This is a genomic window from Cysteiniphilum litorale (genome assembly GCF_003428165.1).
In the GTDB taxonomy this organism is placed as follows: Bacteria; Pseudomonadota; Gammaproteobacteria; order Francisellales; family Francisellaceae; genus Caedibacter; species Caedibacter litoralis.
On record NZ_QLIQ01000006.1, the window covers coordinates 74,282 to 92,242 of the forward strand.

A 17,961-nucleotide genomic window follows, 5' to 3' on the forward strand; every position below is an offset into this window, starting at 1 on the left:
TTATGATCTAAGCACTCCTCAGATTATGCTTTGTTATCTCAACATTACCCCATGTGAAGTGATAACAAAAGTAGCTGGTAACTCGACCCCCATTTGAGTATCAACAAGGAATATAACAGCAGGGATAATCTGAGGATTTTAAATTGTGTAGCCCCCTAATTTAAAATGTGCTCAAGTTTTTTCAATTGTTTGACTTACTTTCAATATGCACTAATTTTTTAATTATTACTTGGCAGTGATATCGCTTGTTACAGGCTGTTTTGCCGACATGGGTTTTACTGCGTTAGCACGCTCAATCGGTGTTTCAAAAGAAACACGTAAGACTTTAAATCCGTGCTCTTTCAATAAGGGCTTGATTTCTTTTAGCATTTTTTGAATCGGTGTTTTTTGCGTTTCAATATCCAAAACAATCTCGCCGATTTTATGATTAATGGTGACATTATAAGCATGTAATTCATCAGCAATCATTTGATTGGCAAATAGCGCTTTACCCAATCCGGCATAGCCTTTATGTGATACATTATCGCCTTGCTGCGAGGTAAACAGTATATTGACTTGCTCCTTGCTTGAGCATGCTAATGCTGCATTGACTGATAACAACAAACCCATAGTGAGTAAAACTTTCTTCATCTTCCTGTCCTTTATTTTGGTTAAAATAACGCAGGCTATTATGTCAAAGTCAGTTTAAGTCCGCTATACTAATTGCCATACTTTTGACTACCATATAAAAATCATGCGACAAATATTCTTAGATACTGAAACCACAGGCTTTGACTTTAAATCCGGTCATCGCATCATTGAGTTTGGCGCCGTTGAGATGATCGATCGCAAATTAACTGGTAACAACTTACACTTTTACTTCAAGCCAGATATTGAAGTTGAAGCAGGTGCTTTGCAAGTCCATGGTTTAAGTAATGACTTTTTGGCTGATAAGCCTCTTTTTAGTGATAAAATTGATGACATCATGGCATACCTTGGTCAGTCTGAGTTGATTATTCATAATGCCGGATTTGACGTACCTTTTTTAAATTGGGAATTGCAATTATTATCCCCTAACAAGTGGGGAGCGCTTGAGCAGCATTGTCATATCATCGACAGCCTAATCATGGCACGTGAAAAGCACCCAGGACAGAAAAACTCACTTGATGCCTTGTGTTCACGCTATGGCGTCAATAACAAACATCGCACACTGCATGGCGCATTATTGGATGCTGAGATTCTTGCCGATGTTTACCTGATGATGACCGGTGGACAGCTTGATTTATTTAGTCTTATGACACCCGCTGCTGAAGATAATAACAACATAGACAATTTAACCAAAGGACATACATCAACATCGACAAATCAAGCGCTTAACTTGGTTGATCTGCTAGCCCTTAAACCTCAATGTGACGCACATGATGATTATCTAAAACTGCTAGATAAAAAATCAAAAGACCAAACCTTATGGCGACGTTTATAGCACTGGTGCAACTATTTATTCATCATTATCTACCTTCAGCATGTTTCATATTGAACTTTAGTCTAATGTTGGCTATGTTTATAAGAAATATTTATTTAGTAACACTCAACACTAAGGATAGCTTATGCCAAGGCTTGTGCACCTTTTAAAAGAAAAGCTTATGCATTTTAACATCCCGCTATTCTTGGCTATTTTATTATTTTTAAATGGCGTCTTTGCCATTTTAATCGGTGTATTTCCATTTATTGAAGCAGCCATTCATGATGAAGGCGTGCAATTAGTTAACCATATTATCGCCGGACAAGGCTTCAAAGAATTTAATACAGTTATCTCTTGCTTTATTGGTTACTTAATGTTGCTCATTGGTCGCGGGATTTATCGGCGCTTGCGTTTTTTCTGGATACTCGCATTATTAATGCTCATCACGCTTTTCTTGACCAATATCTTTGTTTATTACCGCTCAGGCTTTTTAACGTGGTTTTATTTTGTCGAGATTATAGGTCTTGCCATTAGTTGGAAAGTATTTAATGTGCGTTCGCAAACGATCAAGCTCAGTTATGCGCAGTTTATTGTTATTTTGTCATTTATTTTGGCATTTCTATACGGCGTAGTTGGCGCTTATCTGCTTCGCGATCAATTCAACAGCATCAAAGACTGGCCAGATGCCATCTACTTTACCGTCGTAACTTATAGTACGGTTGGTTATGGCGACATCACCCCCATCACCGATGAAGCACGGCTTTTTGTCGTGTCGATGATTTTTATTGGGCTAGGTGCCTTTGCCGCTGTTTTGACCTTTATTGTTAGCGCCTTTATCGATCGCTTGCAAAATCTATTTCAAACATTCAACAAAGGGAAAAAGCATATGAAAGATCATGTGATTATTTGCGGTTTAAATGATTTAACACACATTATTATCAGTGAATTACAACAGCAAAATAAAAGCTTTCTGATTATCGATAGCGAGCACAGTGAAACTGCTGATAGTACCGAGCTTAAATCGTTAACATTGCATGGCAACGCCAACGACCCTGATATCCTCGATAAAGCAAGTATTATTGATGCGCATGCAGTGATCATCGCCTATGAAAAAGATGCTGATAACATCATTACCTTATTAAGCATTAATGAGTTTCTAAATGATCATAAACCATCAAAGGCCGCTAAAATAACCATTCGTATCAATCAAAAAAACAATATCAATAAAGCAAAATCCTTAGGGGCTGCCGAAGTTATCTCGCCACTGGTGATGGCAGCCAATGCGATGCTCAATAGTACACATTAAAATGGTTTACGATCGATATAAGTACCCATGCAAATATTATCAGGTGTTTTTTTTAGATTCTCGGATCAAGTCTGAGAATGACCGCGAGTTGTCATATTCGGGCTTGACCTGAATATCCATTATTACTAAGGAACTATTGTTTAGGTACTTACAAATGGTATAAACTGCCACCTTATAAAAGCCTAATAAGTTACATAAATTACCCATATGAACGTTTATATTGCCACAAGCCACGATCCTTTTTATAACCTTGCTGTTGAGAACTGGCTTTTTCGTGAGATGTTAACCGATGAGCCTATTTTATACTTATGGCAAAATGCACCTTCTGTGATTATTGGGCGCGCGCAAAACCCATGGCGCGAGTGTAACATCGATGCTTTGAACAATGACAATATCCCTATTGTCCGCCGTCAAAGTGGCGGGGGCACGGTTTATCATGATCTAGGTAATTTAAACTATACGATTATGGCAAAGTCTCAAGATTATGATAAAAAGGCAAATCTTGCGTTGATTGTAAATACACTTAAAAGCTGCGGCATTAATGCACATGCTTCTGAACGTAATGATATCTTGGTAACACATGAGCATATTGATTATAAAATATCAGGCAGCGCCTTTCGTGAGACAAAGGACAAATCCTTTCATCATGGGACATTGCTGATTAATGCCGACACCAGCAAGCTCTATCACTATTTGCATCACAATATTGATGAATCATTAACGACTAAGGGTGTCCACTCCAAACGCTCAAGCGTTATCAATCTGGCAGCAATCAATCCCAAGATTAGTGCGCAAACGATACGCGATTGTTTTTTAAATCAATTTAATCATAACATCACCTATATCCCTGAGCATATGGAAAACAAACAAGTTACCGATGAAGAAAATACCTTGCGCACTTGGCAATGGCGCTTTGGCAAAACACTACCCTTTAGCCGCAGTTTTGTTTTTGAAGATAATGACATCACGCTTGAGATTAAAAATGGTCAGATCGTGGCATTTGCAACTGATAGTGACAAATATAATCATTTTAAGACTTATCTCCAGAGTAGAAACCCAATCTATAGCAAACAAAGCTTCGATCTTCTAGATAAAGAATCACTGGATTTTACAGCACAAGAACAGGCATTATTGACCCATCTTTATCAAAATACTGCCGATGTAATGGGGGAATAATCATGATGCAACATCAAGCTGACAACAGTGGCATCAGCTATTTTTTTGCTGGATTAACACTTATTTTTAAGAAAGGCATCAAACGCTATACAATAATCCCACTTATCATTAATACCATTATTTTTATTGCCTTATGGTGGTTTAGCCTGCATGAGATCTCTTTACTCATCAACTGGGTAGATACTCACTTACCTAGCTGGCTCGCATGGCTTAGTTGGTTGATTTATCTCATCGCCATTTTGGCATTATTGCTATTTAGCGCTTATCTTTTTACTGCAATCGCGCTTATTATTGCCGCCCCTTTTTACAGCTTTCTTGCTGAGAAAGTACAAAAACAGCTCACAGGGCAAGAAGTTGGTAGTGAGCTTACATTCGCTAAACTCATGCTTATCGCTCCAAAATCCATTGCACGTGAATTTAAAAAACTACTTTCTTTCCTGCCGTGGGTTTTGATTATTCTGTTGTGTTACTTTATCCCAGTCATTAATCTTTTCACCAGTATTTTGTGGTTTGCACTGTTATGTTGGTTCAACGTCGTACAATACGCGGATTATGCTTTTGATAATAATGAAATCAGCTTTCCGCAAATGAAAAAACAACTCTCGCAACAAAAGTCTCTAAGTCTAGGCTTTGGCTTTATTACCACGGTTTTTTTGATGATTCCATTTTTTAACATTCTCGTTATTCCAGCCGCTATCGCAGGCACCACTAAGATGTATGTTGATCACTGGCATAACACACGTTTAAGTCATGCAGAATAAAATTGTTCTTTAAAAAAACCTTTATATTTTTTCAAAATTGGGTATATTCTCTAAGCAAATTTCAGCAATCAAATTTTAGGATAACTCCATGTCAGATCTGATGCTTTTTAGTGGACGCGCAAGCAGCGCATTAACTGAAGAAATCTCTCATTTTTTAGGTGTACAAGTAGGACGCGCTACGGTTTCTACCTTTAGCGATGGTGAATCTCATATTGAAATTATTGATAACGTCAGAGGTCGTGACGTCTTTATTGTGCAATCAACTTGCCCACCAACCAATGATCACATTATGGAGTTGATGTTCTTAACCGATGCACTGCGCCGCTCATCCGCTGGACGTATCACAGCTGTCATTCCTTACTTTGGTTATGCCCGCCAAGATCGCCGTGTGCGCTCATCACGTGTACCGATTTCAGCGCGTGTTGTGGCTGATATGCTAACCGGTGCCGGTATTGATCGTTTATTAACAGTGGATATTCATGCCGAACAGATTCAAGGCTTTTTTAATATCCCTTTAGATAACGTCTATGGCACACCGATTTTATTAGATTATATTCGTTCATGCCGCTTGGAAAACCCCATTGTCGTCTCCCCAGATGTCGGTGGTGTGGTGCGTGCTCGCGCGATGGCAAAAGCGCTAAACACTGACTTAGCAATTATTGATAAGCGTCGCCAAAAAGCCAATGAATCGGAAGTGATGAATATCATCGGTGACATTAGTGGGCGTCATTGTTTGATTGTTGATGATATCGTTGATACTGCAGGAACACTTTGCAAAGCTGCACAAGCACTTATTGATCATGGGGCGAAGAAAGTATCAGCATACTGTGTCCATCCGGTGTTATCTGGTAAAGCAATTGAAAATATCGAAGGGTCTGTTCTTGAGGAGCTTGTGGTTACCAACTCTATCCCACTACATAATGCAGCGCTTAAATGTAAAAAAATCAAAACACTATCATTGGCACCTATGCTCTCAGAAGCGATTCGTCGCACCAATAATGAAGAATCTATTAGCTTAATGTTTTGTGATTTGATTTAAGTCTTAACTTTCCTTAGCTTTTTTGTTAGAATCCACAAGCTTTCTCATCAGGGTCGCATGATAAGAAAGTTTTTTAAAATAAAAATTAACTTTAAATATACGTTTTTACGTTTTAAGGAAATTAAAATGACAGAATTTACGCTACACGCGGAATTAAAAACTGAAACAGGTACAGGTGTGAGCCGCCGCCTACGTAAAGCAGGGAAAGTTCCTGCAATTATCTACGGCAACGGTTCTGAGGCAACGTCTATCACACTTGATCACAACAAGATCTTGCATGCTACTGAAAACAAAGCGTTCTATACAGCAACTGTTACTATCGATATAAATGGTAAAACTGAAAGCGTTAAGATCAAAGCATTGCAACGTCACCCATATAAGCCAAAAATCCTTCACGCTGACTTTGTTCGCGCGTAATTAAAACGAAATTGCGGGTCCCGTGATTAAATTATCCAGACTTTGTAAAGGACCAAGCGGTCTAATCTCATCAATATACGCTTTGCGTTTTGGCTCACCCGACCAAAGCTTATAAACAACCAACTGATCTTGAATAATAAAAACCGCTTGAAAGCGCCAACCTTCTTTCAGAACCTCTCGGCGAAACCCTGTTAAATCTAAAAGCGCATTACCAATACGATCTTCATACTCATAATCAACATCCACAACATACGCCTGACAGCGTTTAAATAGACTCAAACACTCTGCAACAGGCTCTGGAATATTTTTGCCGGTACTTAATGGATCAAAACGAATGCGAATATCTAGATAGTTTTCAATCTTGACGTTATTCGCAACATAAGGATCAAAGCCCATATGGTTAAGCTCAGGTAAAGTCGTTTTATTTGGTGAGACCTCATCATAAACACTCTGGATACTATTAAATGTCTGCCAATGATCGTTACGCTCAACTTTTTTCGATGGCAATAAGAAACTGCACCCAGATAAAAATGCTGCGATCGCACAATATGTTATAACCAGTCGCCACTTCATTGGTTAATCCTTAGCCGTTTTATACTCCATATGATAAGTATAGTTTATAATTTTAAACTACAATGGATCATTTTTAAATTTCACAGCTCCCACCTTTGTTATAACTCAAATAAAGCATTTGTTAATCCTTATTATTAGTGGATTATGTAGCTTTGAATCAGTAAAATCAAAACTGGTCAACAAGTTCACAGTTGTCCACTGAAATCGAAAACAATATAAAATAAACTAGGGGGCATTATGTTTAGATGTGTAGATAAAGATTTATCAACCATGGCTTTTTTTAACGAGCTATAAAGAATTACAATCCTCTTATCAGGAATGAGCCTGAAAAGAAGTTAGATCGCACTGGAAATTGATAATCTGGATTTTTTTCTTTAAATTCTTGAAATTGATTCTTAAATGAAGTTGACATTTCTTGGATATCTTTTAAAAGACATGATTCGCCCACCTCATTGTGTGTGCTCGGTCTATCATTTATTACCGTTAAAGAGACTTTGTCAGCCAAACATGATATTTGACTACTTTTGTGTACAAATGGAATCTTTTGAGCCTCCTCTGCATACATAAACACGAGATTTTTCACCATAACACATAAGCTAATAATATTAGGAATATGCTCAGGTCGATATAAATCAGTATGATGCTGAATACTGAAAAAATGATCTTTTTTAAACTCCTCTTTATAATTAGACGAAACTAGTATGAGTGGAGGATGTTTAGGCTGATAAATTTCCTCAAAGACTTTTTGAATATCAAATAAAGGTAGAGATTGATCATCATCTGATAACCTATGCATCATTGACTGCCCCGATATTGAATCAAAAATGTGATTAACAATGTTACTTAAATAGAAAAAGTTTTTAATATTGCAGTGATGCACTTTTATATAATTTAGAACCATTTCCTGAACCAAGTTTTTAATATTGTTAGCCTGCCTAATACTCATCAACTCTTTATATAGGTACTCTCTGATCTGCCAACATTTTGGCGATGTCTTCAAATAAGCACTCAACTCTTCTGAAATACCAACATACACCATTCGCCACGAATTTTTTGTCCCTTTTGCTATTAGTTTTAATATACTAAAATCATCACTATAGTTAATAGAGCCATCTATATTTAAAGCTTGCTGCACCTTTAAATATTTTAATTTTTCTTTATAAGTTGGAACAATAACTGGATCTCTATCTCCGGCAGTCAAACTCCAACTAGCAATAAAATCCGGATAATCAGCCAACCTAAAGTAGTTTAAATATGAAAGATCTCCCTCTTTACGAACTGGGCCAGAGATAACTTTCCCTCCTAACTCCATAAAAAAGTGCATCGATTTTTCAACAACCATGCCAAAAGGAATATTATCCGCAACAATATTGCCATCTGGGTCATAAAAATAATCCGCGTCACAGATTAAATCACCATAGCGATAGCTGTACTTCGTAAACTCATATTTATCAATACCATCTACAGTATCTAGCAATGCTACAAACTCTGGATTGGCTTTATGCATTAATATACGCGCATCTGCCCAATTTAATTTCTCTACACCCATTTCTCTTTCATCCGCCCCACTTTTATTTTTATCATTCTTTTTTACTTAGTTATAAATCAAGAATAAGTTACGTTTCGACTCCACTCACCCGTGCGGCTTTACTTATCACGATTAAATAGTTGATCACACCCTGAGCAAAGTTGAAGGGTAGCTTAAAAAAATATGTTAAGCATTATCCATACTTTTAATGTTGCTGTATAGCTCCTAAGCCTAAAGAATGATACAAAAATCAACGATACGGTACAATGATATAAGATATTTTTATAAAGCAAGATACCCAACCACTAAAGCCATTGGGAGTAAGAGTTATTATTTTACTTGGCTCACACCTGCCTTTACTGCCACAGGAGAATCAGGTGAATTAGATGAATTGAAGTAACTAAAGAACTTGCCTTCTGGCTTTAAGATAAACACGTCTTCTTTTTTACCACTAAAGCTTGCTTGGTAAGCCTGCATACTGCGCCAGAAATTATAGAAATTCTCTGACTTGCCATAAGCATCTATATAAATTTCAGCCGCTTTTGCATCGGCTTTGGCCTTGATCTCTTTGGCATCGCGATCAGCTTTTGCTAAGGTAATCGTCACTGTCGCATCAGCATCTGCACGAATAGATTCTGACATCTGTTCACCTTGTGCGCGAATCGAAGATGCTACTTTTTGGCGCTCTGAACGCATTCTCTGATAAATCGACTCCGTCACTGTTTCAGGTAGGTCAATCTGCTTAATACGCACATCAACAACATCAATACCGATTTTCTTCGCCTGATCTTGTACACTCTTTGTTAATGTTTGCATCAATTGATCGCGCTCATTATTAATCAAACCTTGAATATCAATCTTACCAACTTCAGCACGTAATGACGCCTCTAAGAATTGTCTTAATAATAATTCAGCACGTGAATCATTGCCTGAAACACTACGATAGAATTGTGAGATATTATTAATCTTCCACTCTAGATACGCATCAATGATCACGTCTTTTTGCTCATTCGTCACCACGCGTGATGAATCCACTGTTAATGTGCGTAAACGCATATCATAGGTTTTCACCTGTTCAATCAGTGGGATTTTAAAATGCAAGCCAGGCGTGTAAACCTTGACCTGACCATCACGGGTTTGATTTAACTCACCGAGCTTTAAAATCACGGCTTCATTGCCTTGATTGACACGAAACATTGAGCTGAATATCAATAACAATGCCACAATGACAACAACGATTAATCCCATTAGTTTATTACTCATCGCTGACCTCCTTGAACCGTTGAAGAAATTGCCAGCGGTGATAATTTATCACCATAGAATAAATTTTTAGCGCCATCGCCATCAACGATATAAAGCTTATTGTTTTTAAAGATATTTTCCATGGTTTGATAATATAGCTGATTCTCAATAATACTTGGATTTTGCTGATACACAGGTAATAACTGACTGAAGTTTGCGACATTACCTTGCGCTTCAAGCACCACTTTTTCCTGATAAGCACGCGCTTCATCCATAATCCGTTGCGCGCGCCCCTTCGCTACTGGTACAACCTTGTTGGCATAGCTTTGTGCCTCGTTTTGTACGCGCTCACGATCTTCACGCGCCTTAATCACATCATCAAAAGCACTTTTAACCTCAGCAGGTGCTTGCGCTGGTTGCATGATCACTTCATTGACCAAAATACCGGTTTTGTACTTATTTAAAAGCTTCTCTAATTCTTTTTGCACTTCTAAGGTAATTTGCGTTCTTGAGGTCGTTAGAATCTTCTCTAGTTTGTTCTCACCAACCACTTGGCGAACCGCACTTTCAAGCGCTTGACGCAAGATAAGCTCTGGATTATTGGTAGCAAATAAATAATCCTCTAAATTAGCAATACGATACTGTACTGAGAATGACACATGCACAATATTCTCTTCAGAAGTCAGCATTTGCTTATCAAGCTTAATGGTGTTTAGTACTTCAACATCTTTTTTGATAACACTGACAAAACCAGGTGCATGCCAGTGCATTCCTGGTCCTTCAATACTTGAGAACTTACCAAAAGTCAAAACAGCAGCCTGTTGCGCTGGTTGCACAACATAAACACCCATACCTGCCCAAATAATGACAGCCGCAGCAACCACGCCAATCGCGATTTTCTTCATCGGCAATGGCTTTTGGTCGGCACTGCGTGAGTAGATACTTTTACGCTGATTATCATCTTTACGCGGCGGCTCATTATTGTTGTTACCATTATTATTATGATCACCACCGTGGTTATTGCCATTGTTACCACTATTGCCGTTATTGCTCGATGAATTATTATCTTGCTTACGTCCTTTGCCTAGAAATCGACGGATCGCCTCTTCTAAATCTGGTGGTCCTTGATTAAATACCTTATGTCGTGACAAAAATTTTAATGCCATAGATACTACTTTTGTTTTGCTCTTTCAGTGCCCCTAATGGTGACTAAATTTTGCTATTAACTCAAGTTTATTATTTCGACATATCGCATCAAAATCATTTTTTGCAATATGTATTGTTAATTGATATTCACCTGTATCAGTTATCTGTTCTTTTTCAACCACACCTATTTGATAGAATGCTGCACGGACTTTGCCTTCATTCGGCATCAAGGTCAATACACCTTTGAGCCATTCTTGGTTAAAATGCTTAGCAATCGCTTCATACAAATATTCAACGCCATTACCAGTTTGCGCCGAGAGATAGACATCCGCAGGACGATCTTCATGGTAAACAATATGAGGTGCTAAGTTATCTAAACGATCAATTTTGTTATACACGTTAAGAATAGGCTTATCATCCGCCTCAATCTGCTGTAGCACCAATTTAACTTGCTCGATATACGCGCGATGATGCTCATCAGCATAATCAATCACATGCACCAATAGATCTGCTTCAATCGCTTCTTCAAGTGTTGCACAAAATGCCTCAACCAAATCATGTGGTAGATTACGGATAAAGCCCACGGTATCGGATAATACAACCTCACCTAATTTAGGCACATCGATTTTGCGCAGGGTTGGATCTAACGTTGCAAACAACTGATCTTTGGCTAAAACGCTTGCACCACTTAGTTGATTAAACAGTGTCGATTTACCAGCATTGGTATAACCAACAAAAGCAATTGTTGGCACGTCATTTTTCTGACGTGACGCGCGACTTAAGCCGCGTTGTTTTTTGACTTTCTCAAGTCGCTTTTCAATCTGGGCAATACGTTGACGTAATAAACGACGATCTAGCTCAAGCTGAGTCTCACCAGGTCCACCACGCACCCCAATGCCACCCTTTTGCCGCTCCAAATGTGTCCAACCGCGCACTAATCGCGTGGCTGCGTAGTTTAATTGTGCTAATTCAACCTGAAGTTTACCTTCATGCGTTTGCGCGCGTTGTGAAAATATCTCTAAGATCAAGCGCGTGCGATCAATGACTTTACAATTTAACGCTTTTTCAATATTGCGCTCTTGCGAAGGCGTAATGCTGTGATTAAAAACCACCAGATCAATCTTACGTTCTTCAATCATCGCTTTAATCTCTTCAAGCTTGCCTTTGCCACAAAAGTATTTAGGATCAGGCTGCGAGCGACGTGCTGTAATAGTCTGTACAATCTGCCAATTAGCAGCATGCACAAGCCCATTGAGCTCAGAAAGCTCAGCGTTTAATTCAGGTTTAGATGAAAAATCGATATCGATGAGTAGGCAATTTTCGCCTACCTCATGTTCTTGAAAGATCTCCAAAGAAAGATCCTCTTAATTTAGGTTATAGATAAATACTATTGTTGTGCAGATTGTTGATTGTAGTGATCATCTGCATTGTTTACATCATCATATGACTCTTCAAATGATGTTTCATCCATAGATTCAAAATCATCTTCTTGATCTGAGTTATGATTTTGTTGGCTGTGATTTGGATTGTAATTGCTATAAACCAAACGCACTGCTTTGGCTGGAACTACTGTTGAGATCGCATGCTTATAAACCATTTGGTTAACGCTGTTGCGTAATACGATAGAAAATTGATCAAACGCTTCAATAACGCCTTGCAACTTAATGCCGTTTACCAAGTAAATTGATACAGAAATTTTCTCTTTTCTTAACGCATTTAAAAACGGATCTTGCAAAGATGCGATTCTAGACATAGTAATATCCTCTTTATTGTTCTTTAATAGTTATAATAATTTTAGTTAAGGTTATTTACCTCGCAGCTTAAGCTGCTGGCAGGCATTCTATCACTATCCTTGACCATAACAAAGGGCAATAGCGGGATTTTTATGCGCAAACTAAAGTTTTTGATCAAGCTAAAGCAATTCCTCACACAACTGGTGATTCCTTTTATATCATTTTTTCGGCATAATGCTCGGCATAATAAAATATCTACTACACAAGCATATGCAACACATCCGAAACTTTTCTATTATTGCGCATATTGATCATGGCAAATCAACGCTTTCTGATCGCTTTATTCAGGTCTGTCAGGGGTTGACTGATCGCGAGATGAAAGAGCAGGTTCTTGATTCAATGGATATTGAGCGCGAGCGTGGCATTACCATTAAAGCACAAAGTGTAACCTTAAACTACACTGCCAAAGATGGACAAACCTATCAGCTAAATTTTATTGACACGCCAGGGCATGTTGACTTCTCATACGAGGTATCACGCTCACTGGCAGCTTGTGAAGGTGCGTTATTAGTTGTCGATGCAGCTCAAGGTGTTGAAGCACAAACGGTTGCCAACTGCTATACCGCGATTGAACAAAACTTAGAAGTCATTCCCGTACTTAATAAAATTGACCTGCCATCTGCCGAGCCTGAGCGTGTTTGCGCTGAGATTGAAGACATTATTGGTATCGAAGCCGTGGGTGCGACAACCTGTAGCGCTAAAACAGGTCTGGGTGTTGAAGATGTGCTCGAGACAATTATTGCTAAAATCCCCGCACCGGTTGGTGACTTAACCGCACCTTTGCAAGCATTGATTATCGACTCATGGTTTGATCCTTACCTTGGGGTTGTATCACTTGTGCGTATTCGCAATGGTCAGTTACAAGTAGGCGACAAAATCAAAGTGATGTCGACAGGGCAAAGCTACCAAGTGGATCAACTAGGCGTTTTCACACCAAAAATGCATAAGCAGCAAGCATTAAAAGCCGGTGAAGTTGGGTTTATTGTTGCGGGGATTAAAGATATTCATGGCGCCCCTGTAGGGGACACTTTGACACTGACTAAAAACCCAACGGATAAACCCGTTCCTGGATTTAAACGCGTGCAACCGCAAGTCTATGCGGGCATGTTTCCAATTAGCGCTGATGATTTTGAGGCATTTCGTGAGGCATTGGAGAAGTTAAGCTTAAATGATGCTTCTCTTTTCTTTGAACCTGAAGTATCACAAGCGCTTGGCTTTGGCTTTCGCTGCGGATTTTTGGGACTTTTGCATATGGAAATTATTCAAGAGCGTTTAGAGCGTGAATACGATCTTGATTTGATTACCTCAGCACCAACGGTTATCTATAAAGTAACCCTTAAAAACGGTGACGAGATCGAAGTTGATAATCCATCAAAACTACCAGAGCCTTCCGCTATTGCTGAAGTGCGTGAGCCGATTGTTCGCGCCTCTATTTTAGTGCCACAAGATTATGTCGGCGCGATTATCACGCTTTGCGTTGAAAAACGTGGCACACAAGTTGATATGAATTATTTAGGTCGCCAAGTATCTATTGTTTATGACATCCCGATGATCGAGGTCGTTTCTGATTTCTTTGATCGTTTAAAATCTGTTAGTCGTGGTTATGCTTCCCTTGATTATGAATTACAGCGTTATGAAGCTGCTAATATGGTGCTCTTAGATATTCTTATTAATGGTGAGAAAGTCGATGCCCTTGCTAGCATCGTTCACAAAGATCAGTCCGTTTACAAAGGACGCGAATTGGTTGAACGCCTTAAAGAGCTTATTCCAAGACAGATGTTTGAAGTTGCTATTCAAGCAGCGATTGGTGGCGCTATCATTGCTCGAAGCACCGTTAAAGCCATGCGTAAAAACGTTCTTGCTAAATGTTATGGTGGCGATGTATCACGTAAACGTAAGCTTCTTGAGAAGCAAAAAGCCGGTAAAAAGCGTATGAAACAAGTTGGTAACGTTGAGGTGCCACAAGAAGCATTTTTATCGGTACTTAAAAAGAATTAATAACTGGAGTTATGCACTTTTAAAAATCCATGATTTCATAAACACCCCGTCAGCCTTCGGCTGCCACCCCTCTTTGCAAGAGGGGTGCCGAGCTTGCGAGGCGGGGTGTTGAAATAAGAAAGATGCGTAACCTCAGTTAATAAGCCAATTACTGCGATCACTCTCAATTATTAAGCGTTTTAAAACATGGATTTTAAACCAATTAAACTCTCTGCTAAATGGCAAACCGTTATTAGCAGCATTATTGGAGAGCGCTCACAGCCATCAAATACGCAAACGCAATATCTCAAACTTGAAGATGGCGATCAATTAAAACTCTCGATATCTTATGCGCAGACAACAATACAAAATATTACCGTTGTAATGTTTCACGGTCTTTCTGGTGATGAGAACTCTTCATATATGGTGCGCATTGCAAAAAAGCTACTTAATTTAGGCTATCACGTTGTTCGCGTAAATCATCGCGGGGCCAACAAACATTTATTGCCTCTAGCAAGAGGCATTTATCATGCTGGCAAAAGTGATGATATTTATGCGGTTTTAAAACATCTCTCATTAGGAGATGAGCACGCTCAACTTATCCCAATTGGTTTTTCGATCTCGGGCAATATGCTATTAAAAGCGCTGGCTGAACATAGTGATAATGATTTATCGATTAAACATGCCATTGCAATCGCACCACCAATGGATTTATTAGCAAGCATGGCAAAACTTTCCCAGAAAAATAATGCGATTTTTAATCGACACTTTGCCAAACGCTTATATCAGCTATTCAAGCATCGCGCCATCACGCATAATCACTATCAAACATTTCAAGAAAAAGTCGCTACGTTGCCCAAAAATTATGGCGTCTATGAAATCGATGAAGCTTTTACGGCAAAGGAGGCGGGATTTGTTACCGCACATGAGTATTATACCCACTCAAGTGCCAAAAATTATCTTAGCAAGATTGCATATCGCACCACCATCCTCTGCGATCACGATGACCCATTCGTTGATAATCGCTTCGCCATTGGGCTTTCGCATACGAATATTGATATTCAATGGACCCACAAGGGAGGTCATATGGGTTATTTATCAAGATGCAAGGGCTGGCGCCCTTTTGAATTTTGGCTTGATAAAAAGCTTATTTCACTAATACAAAACCACAAAGAGTAAATGCAGACTAAGAAATATATTTAAGCAAGCCCTTCGTTGAGCTGTCATAGCTTTCATTATCAAAATCTTGTTGTTCTAAGCTCATTAAAATTGGTTTGCCCAATGCTTTACCTAATTCGACACCCCATTGATCAAAGCTATTGATTCCCCATAGGATACCTTGAACAAAAATTTTATGCTCATATAAAGCAATCAACTCGCCTAATGCATGCGGGGTTAGTTTATCGATGACGATCGTGTTACTTGGCTTATTGCCCGCAATGACTTTTTGCGGTGCTAACGTATTGATTTCACTTTCTGCTAAGCCTTGTGCTTTAAGCTCATCAATGACGTCATTTAATAACTTCCCTTGCATCAAAGCTTGCGATTGCGCCAAACAATTCGCCAATAGCGCTTGATGATGATCTTTCAAGGAATGATGAGGCTTTTTAATCGCTATAAAATCAGCAGGAACCATAACATTACCTTGATGCAGTAACTGATGAAACGCATGCTGTCCATTAGTACCGACACCTCCCCAGAGCACGACACCTGTTTGCTCAGGACTTAAGCTTCCATCTTTTTTACATGACTTGCCATTGCTTTCCATATCTGCTTGCTGCAAATAATCAACTAAATGACGCAAACGCTCATCATACGCCAAAATCGCCTGTGATTGCGTGTGATAAAAATCACTATATAAGGTCGCCACCAAGGCAACAATAACGGGCATATTCTTTGTCAATAGCGCACTTTTGAAGTGACTATCCATCGCAAACGCGCCCTTTAATAAGTCTTCAAAATGCGCAAAGCCAATCGCAAATACAATGGCCATGCCAATTGAGGACCATAGCGAATAGCGCCCACCGACCCAATCCCACAGTTGAAAACAGTTATCAAGATCAATACCAAAAGCCTCTACTTTATCAAGTGCACTGGACACCGCGACGAAATGCTTAGCCACGGCAGCTTGATCTTGTTTGTAGAATTCAAGCAACCACTTGCGTGCAGTCATTGCATTCATCAAGGTTTCTTGTGTGGTAAATGATTTAGATGCCACAATAAACAATGTGGTCTCAGGGTTAAGCCGTGTGGTGACACTTAAAATAGATTCAGCATCAACATTTGAAACAAAATGCACCTGTGTTTTGTTTAAGTGATAAGGTGCTAATGCCTCAACCACCATTCTAGGTCCCAAATCAGAGCCACCAATACCAATATTAACTACATCAGTAATCTTTTTACCTGAATGCCCACGCCATTGCCCATTATGCACTTTTTCAACCAATGCTTTGACACGCAAGCGCTCTTTGATAATTTCGGGTTTAACATCAACGCCATCAACCATAATCGCTTGATCAGAGAAATCACGCAATGCAGTATGTAATACAGCACGATGCTCGCTGGTATTAATCTTCTCTCCGGCGAACATTTTATCGCGATATTTCTCAATTTTTGCATCACGAGCCAACTCAAAAAGTGTCGCTAAGATATCATCCGTTAACTTATTTTTTGAGTAATCCAATAATAAACTACCAACCTGCAAATGATATTTATTAAATCGATCCTCATCTTCTTTAAATAAACTCTTGATATCCAAGCTGGAATAATCCGTTTTCAATAAATGCTGTAACTGCTGTCTTATATGTCGATTCATTTTAATTCCTTGTTCTTATCCCTCATCCAATTCACTGGCAGCGGTCTGATCGACATGCCAAACTAAGCGTCCAGTTTCAAGTTCCACTGCTTTAGCCGGATAATCTATCGTCACGCTCTCGCGATCAAACACCTTAGCTAACATAGTGGCTTTGTTTTCACCTGTCACTAAAAAGTCAATCATTTTGGCATTGTTAAGTACTTTAAGTGTCAAGGTAATCCGTGTTTGCTTTGTGCTTGGATGCACGGCAATCTCAACCCATTTATCTGATGACAATGGTACGTCATTGACAAATAAAGATGCTGTATGCCCATCATCGCCCATACCTAACCATACCCAATCAAACTGTGGCACACCATCGATTTGTGGTACATGCTTTTTTAACTCTCTAACATAGTTAAGGGCGGCTTGCTCAGGTGAAATATCGCCTTGCATCGGATGCAAATTCTCCCTTGGGATATCAACACTTGCAAACAATAACCTATCCGCCTCACCAAAATTACTTTCTTTATCCGCAAAATCAACACAACGCTCATCACACCACCAAAAATGCAGTTTCTGCCAATTGATTGCCGTGGATTGTCCTCGTTGATTAATCAACTCAAAGACACTCTTAGGTGTCGTACCACCTGATAATGCAATATGCACACAATCTTGTGTCGAGTGTGACAATGTGACTAGCTTATCAAACATCGCATAAGCGATATCTTGTTGCTGTTGATAGATAATATATGACATTGATTTCCT

17 protein-coding genes are annotated in these 17,961 nt (G+C 39.1%); 8 read left to right on the top strand and 9 right to left on the bottom strand.

The features are described from left to right. Nucleotides 1-225: 225 nt before the first annotated feature. On the bottom strand, nt 226-630 hold the full coding sequence (locus tag DNJ75_RS04160; protein WP_117001925.1) for a hypothetical protein: 405 nt from the start codon (nt 628-630) through the stop codon (nt 226-228). A 100-nt stretch (nt 631-730) separates the two neighbouring features. Between DNJ75_RS04160 and dnaQ the strand changes: the two genes are divergently transcribed. The 6 genes from dnaQ (at nt 731) to rplY (ending at nt 6,140) form a co-directional block, all read left to right on the top strand. After that, complete coding sequence (gene dnaQ / locus DNJ75_RS04165; protein WP_117001926.1) at nt 731-1,462, top strand: DNA polymerase III subunit epsilon; 732 nt, start codon at nt 731-733, stop codon at nt 1,460-1,462. Nucleotides 1,463-1,586: 124 nt separating this feature from the next. Beyond that, nucleotides 1,587-2,747, top strand: coding sequence for an NAD-binding protein (locus DNJ75_RS04170; RefSeq protein WP_117001927.1), 1,161 nt, complete (start codon nt 1,587-1,589; stop codon nt 2,745-2,747). Nucleotides 2,748-2,954: 207 nt separating this feature from the next. Further along, entirely contained in the window at nt 2,955-3,923 is a 969-nt protein-coding gene (locus DNJ75_RS04175; RefSeq protein ID WP_117001928.1) for a lipoate--protein ligase, read from the top strand. A 2-nt stretch (nt 3,924-3,925) separates the two neighbouring features. Continuing rightward, nucleotides 3,926-4,684, top strand: a complete 759-nt coding sequence (cysZ, locus tag DNJ75_RS04180) for a sulfate transporter CysZ (RefSeq protein WP_117001929.1) — start codon at nt 3,926-3,928, stop codon at nt 4,682-4,684. Between the two features lie 88 nt (nt 4,685-4,772). Then, nucleotides 4,773-5,723 carry a ribose-phosphate pyrophosphokinase gene (locus DNJ75_RS04185; protein ID WP_117001930.1) on the top strand — a complete coding sequence of 317 codons (951 nt, stop codon included), beginning with the start codon at nt 4,773-4,775 and terminating at the stop codon, nt 5,721-5,723. 126 nt (nt 5,724-5,849) lie between these two features. After that, entirely contained in the window at nt 5,850-6,140 is a 291-nt protein-coding gene (gene rplY, locus DNJ75_RS04190) for a 50S ribosomal protein L25 (RefSeq protein ID WP_117001931.1), read from the top strand. On the opposite strand, the gene DNJ75_RS04195 is transcribed toward rplY, so the two are convergent. From DNJ75_RS04195 to hfq, 6 genes are all read right to left on the bottom strand, one after another. Beyond that, nucleotides 6,141-6,713 (bottom strand): hypothetical protein, encoded by a 573-nt coding sequence (locus tag DNJ75_RS04195; RefSeq protein WP_117001932.1) that lies wholly within the window; start codon nt 6,711-6,713, stop codon nt 6,141-6,143. It lies immediately after the preceding gene. 298 nt (nt 6,714-7,011) lie between these two features. Continuing rightward, nucleotides 7,012-8,262, bottom strand: coding sequence for a hypothetical protein (locus DNJ75_RS04200; protein WP_117001933.1), 1,251 nt, complete (start codon nt 8,260-8,262; stop codon nt 7,012-7,014). A 309-nt stretch (nt 8,263-8,571) separates the two neighbouring features. After that, nucleotides 8,572-9,504: a protease modulator HflC gene (hflC, locus tag DNJ75_RS04205; protein ID WP_117001934.1), complete on the bottom strand. Its 933-nt coding sequence runs from the start codon at nt 9,502-9,504 to the stop codon at nt 8,572-8,574. Then, nucleotides 9,501-10,649 (bottom strand): FtsH protease activity modulator HflK, encoded by a 1,149-nt coding sequence (hflK, locus tag DNJ75_RS04210; RefSeq protein ID WP_117001935.1) that lies wholly within the window; start codon nt 10,647-10,649, stop codon nt 9,501-9,503. The genes hflC and hflK overlap by 4 nt, the downstream gene beginning before the upstream one ends. A gap of 33 nt (nt 10,650-10,682) precedes the next feature. Continuing rightward, nucleotides 10,683-11,981, bottom strand: coding sequence for a ribosome rescue GTPase HflX (gene hflX, locus DNJ75_RS04215; RefSeq protein WP_117001936.1), 1,299 nt, complete (start codon nt 11,979-11,981; stop codon nt 10,683-10,685). A gap of 35 nt (nt 11,982-12,016) precedes the next feature. After that, the gene (gene hfq / locus DNJ75_RS04220) at nt 12,017-12,382 is read right to left on the bottom strand and encodes an RNA chaperone Hfq (RefSeq protein WP_117001937.1); all 366 of its coding nucleotides are present in this window, start codon (nt 12,380-12,382) and stop codon (nt 12,017-12,019) included. A gap of 250 nt (nt 12,383-12,632) precedes the next feature. On the opposite strand from hfq, the gene lepA reads away from it, so the two are divergent. Beyond that, on the top strand, nt 12,633-14,420 hold the full coding sequence (gene lepA / locus DNJ75_RS04225; protein WP_117001938.1) for a translation elongation factor 4: 1,788 nt from the start codon (nt 12,633-12,635) through the stop codon (nt 14,418-14,420). 186 nt (nt 14,421-14,606) lie between these two features. Beyond that, nucleotides 14,607-15,578, top strand: coding sequence for a YheT family hydrolase (locus tag DNJ75_RS04230; RefSeq protein ID WP_117001939.1), 972 nt, complete (start codon nt 14,607-14,609; stop codon nt 15,576-15,578). A gap of 7 nt (nt 15,579-15,585) precedes the next feature. Here DNJ75_RS04230 and pgi read toward each other — a convergent pair whose 3' ends face one another. After that, nucleotides 15,586-17,214, bottom strand: a complete 1,629-nt coding sequence (gene pgi / locus DNJ75_RS04235; RefSeq protein ID WP_117001940.1) for a glucose-6-phosphate isomerase — start codon at nt 17,212-17,214, stop codon at nt 15,586-15,588. Nucleotides 17,215-17,229: 15 nt separating this feature from the next. Beyond that, the gene (gene pgl, locus DNJ75_RS04240) at nt 17,230-17,952 is read right to left on the bottom strand and encodes a 6-phosphogluconolactonase (protein WP_117001941.1); all 723 of its coding nucleotides are present in this window, start codon (nt 17,950-17,952) and stop codon (nt 17,230-17,232) included. Nucleotides 17,953-17,961: the final 9 nt, after the last annotated feature.

Coding starts and splice junctions, on each gene's coding strand:
- cysZ (WP_117001929.1), top strand. CDS start 3,926: ATGATGCAACATCAAGCTGACAACAGTGGCATCAGCTATTTTTTTGCT.
- DNJ75_RS04170 (WP_117001927.1), top strand. CDS start 1,587: ATGCCAAGGCTTGTGCACCTTTTAAAAGAAAAGCTTATGCATTTTAAC.
- hfq (WP_117001937.1), bottom strand. CDS start 12,382: ATGTCTAGAATCGCATCTTTGCAAGATCCGTTTTTAAATGCGTTAAGA.
- DNJ75_RS04195 (WP_117001932.1), bottom strand. CDS start 6,713: ATGAAGTGGCGACTGGTTATAACATATTGTGCGATCGCAGCATTTTTA.
- DNJ75_RS04230 (WP_117001939.1), top strand. CDS start 14,607: ATGGATTTTAAACCAATTAAACTCTCTGCTAAATGGCAAACCGTTATT.
- DNJ75_RS04175 (WP_117001928.1), top strand. CDS start 2,955: ATGAACGTTTATATTGCCACAAGCCACGATCCTTTTTATAACCTTGCT.
- DNJ75_RS04160 (WP_117001925.1), bottom strand. CDS start 630: ATGAAGAAAGTTTTACTCACTATGGGTTTGTTGTTATCAGTCAATGCA.
- lepA (WP_117001938.1), top strand. CDS start 12,633: ATGCAACACATCCGAAACTTTTCTATTATTGCGCATATTGATCATGGC.
- DNJ75_RS04185 (WP_117001930.1), top strand. CDS start 4,773: ATGTCAGATCTGATGCTTTTTAGTGGACGCGCAAGCAGCGCATTAACT.
- rplY (WP_117001931.1), top strand. CDS start 5,850: ATGACAGAATTTACGCTACACGCGGAATTAAAAACTGAAACAGGTACA.
- DNJ75_RS04200 (WP_117001933.1), bottom strand. CDS start 8,262: ATGGGTGTAGAGAAATTAAATTGGGCAGATGCGCGTATATTAATGCAT.
- pgi (WP_117001940.1), bottom strand. CDS start 17,214: ATGAATCGACATATAAGACAGCAGTTACAGCATTTATTGAAAACGGAT.
- hflC (WP_117001934.1), bottom strand. CDS start 9,504: ATGAGTAATAAACTAATGGGATTAATCGTTGTTGTCATTGTGGCATTG.
- hflK (WP_117001935.1), bottom strand. CDS start 10,649: ATGGCATTAAAATTTTTGTCACGACATAAGGTATTTAATCAAGGACCA.
- pgl (WP_117001941.1), bottom strand. CDS start 17,952: ATGTCATATATTATCTATCAACAGCAACAAGATATCGCTTATGCGATG.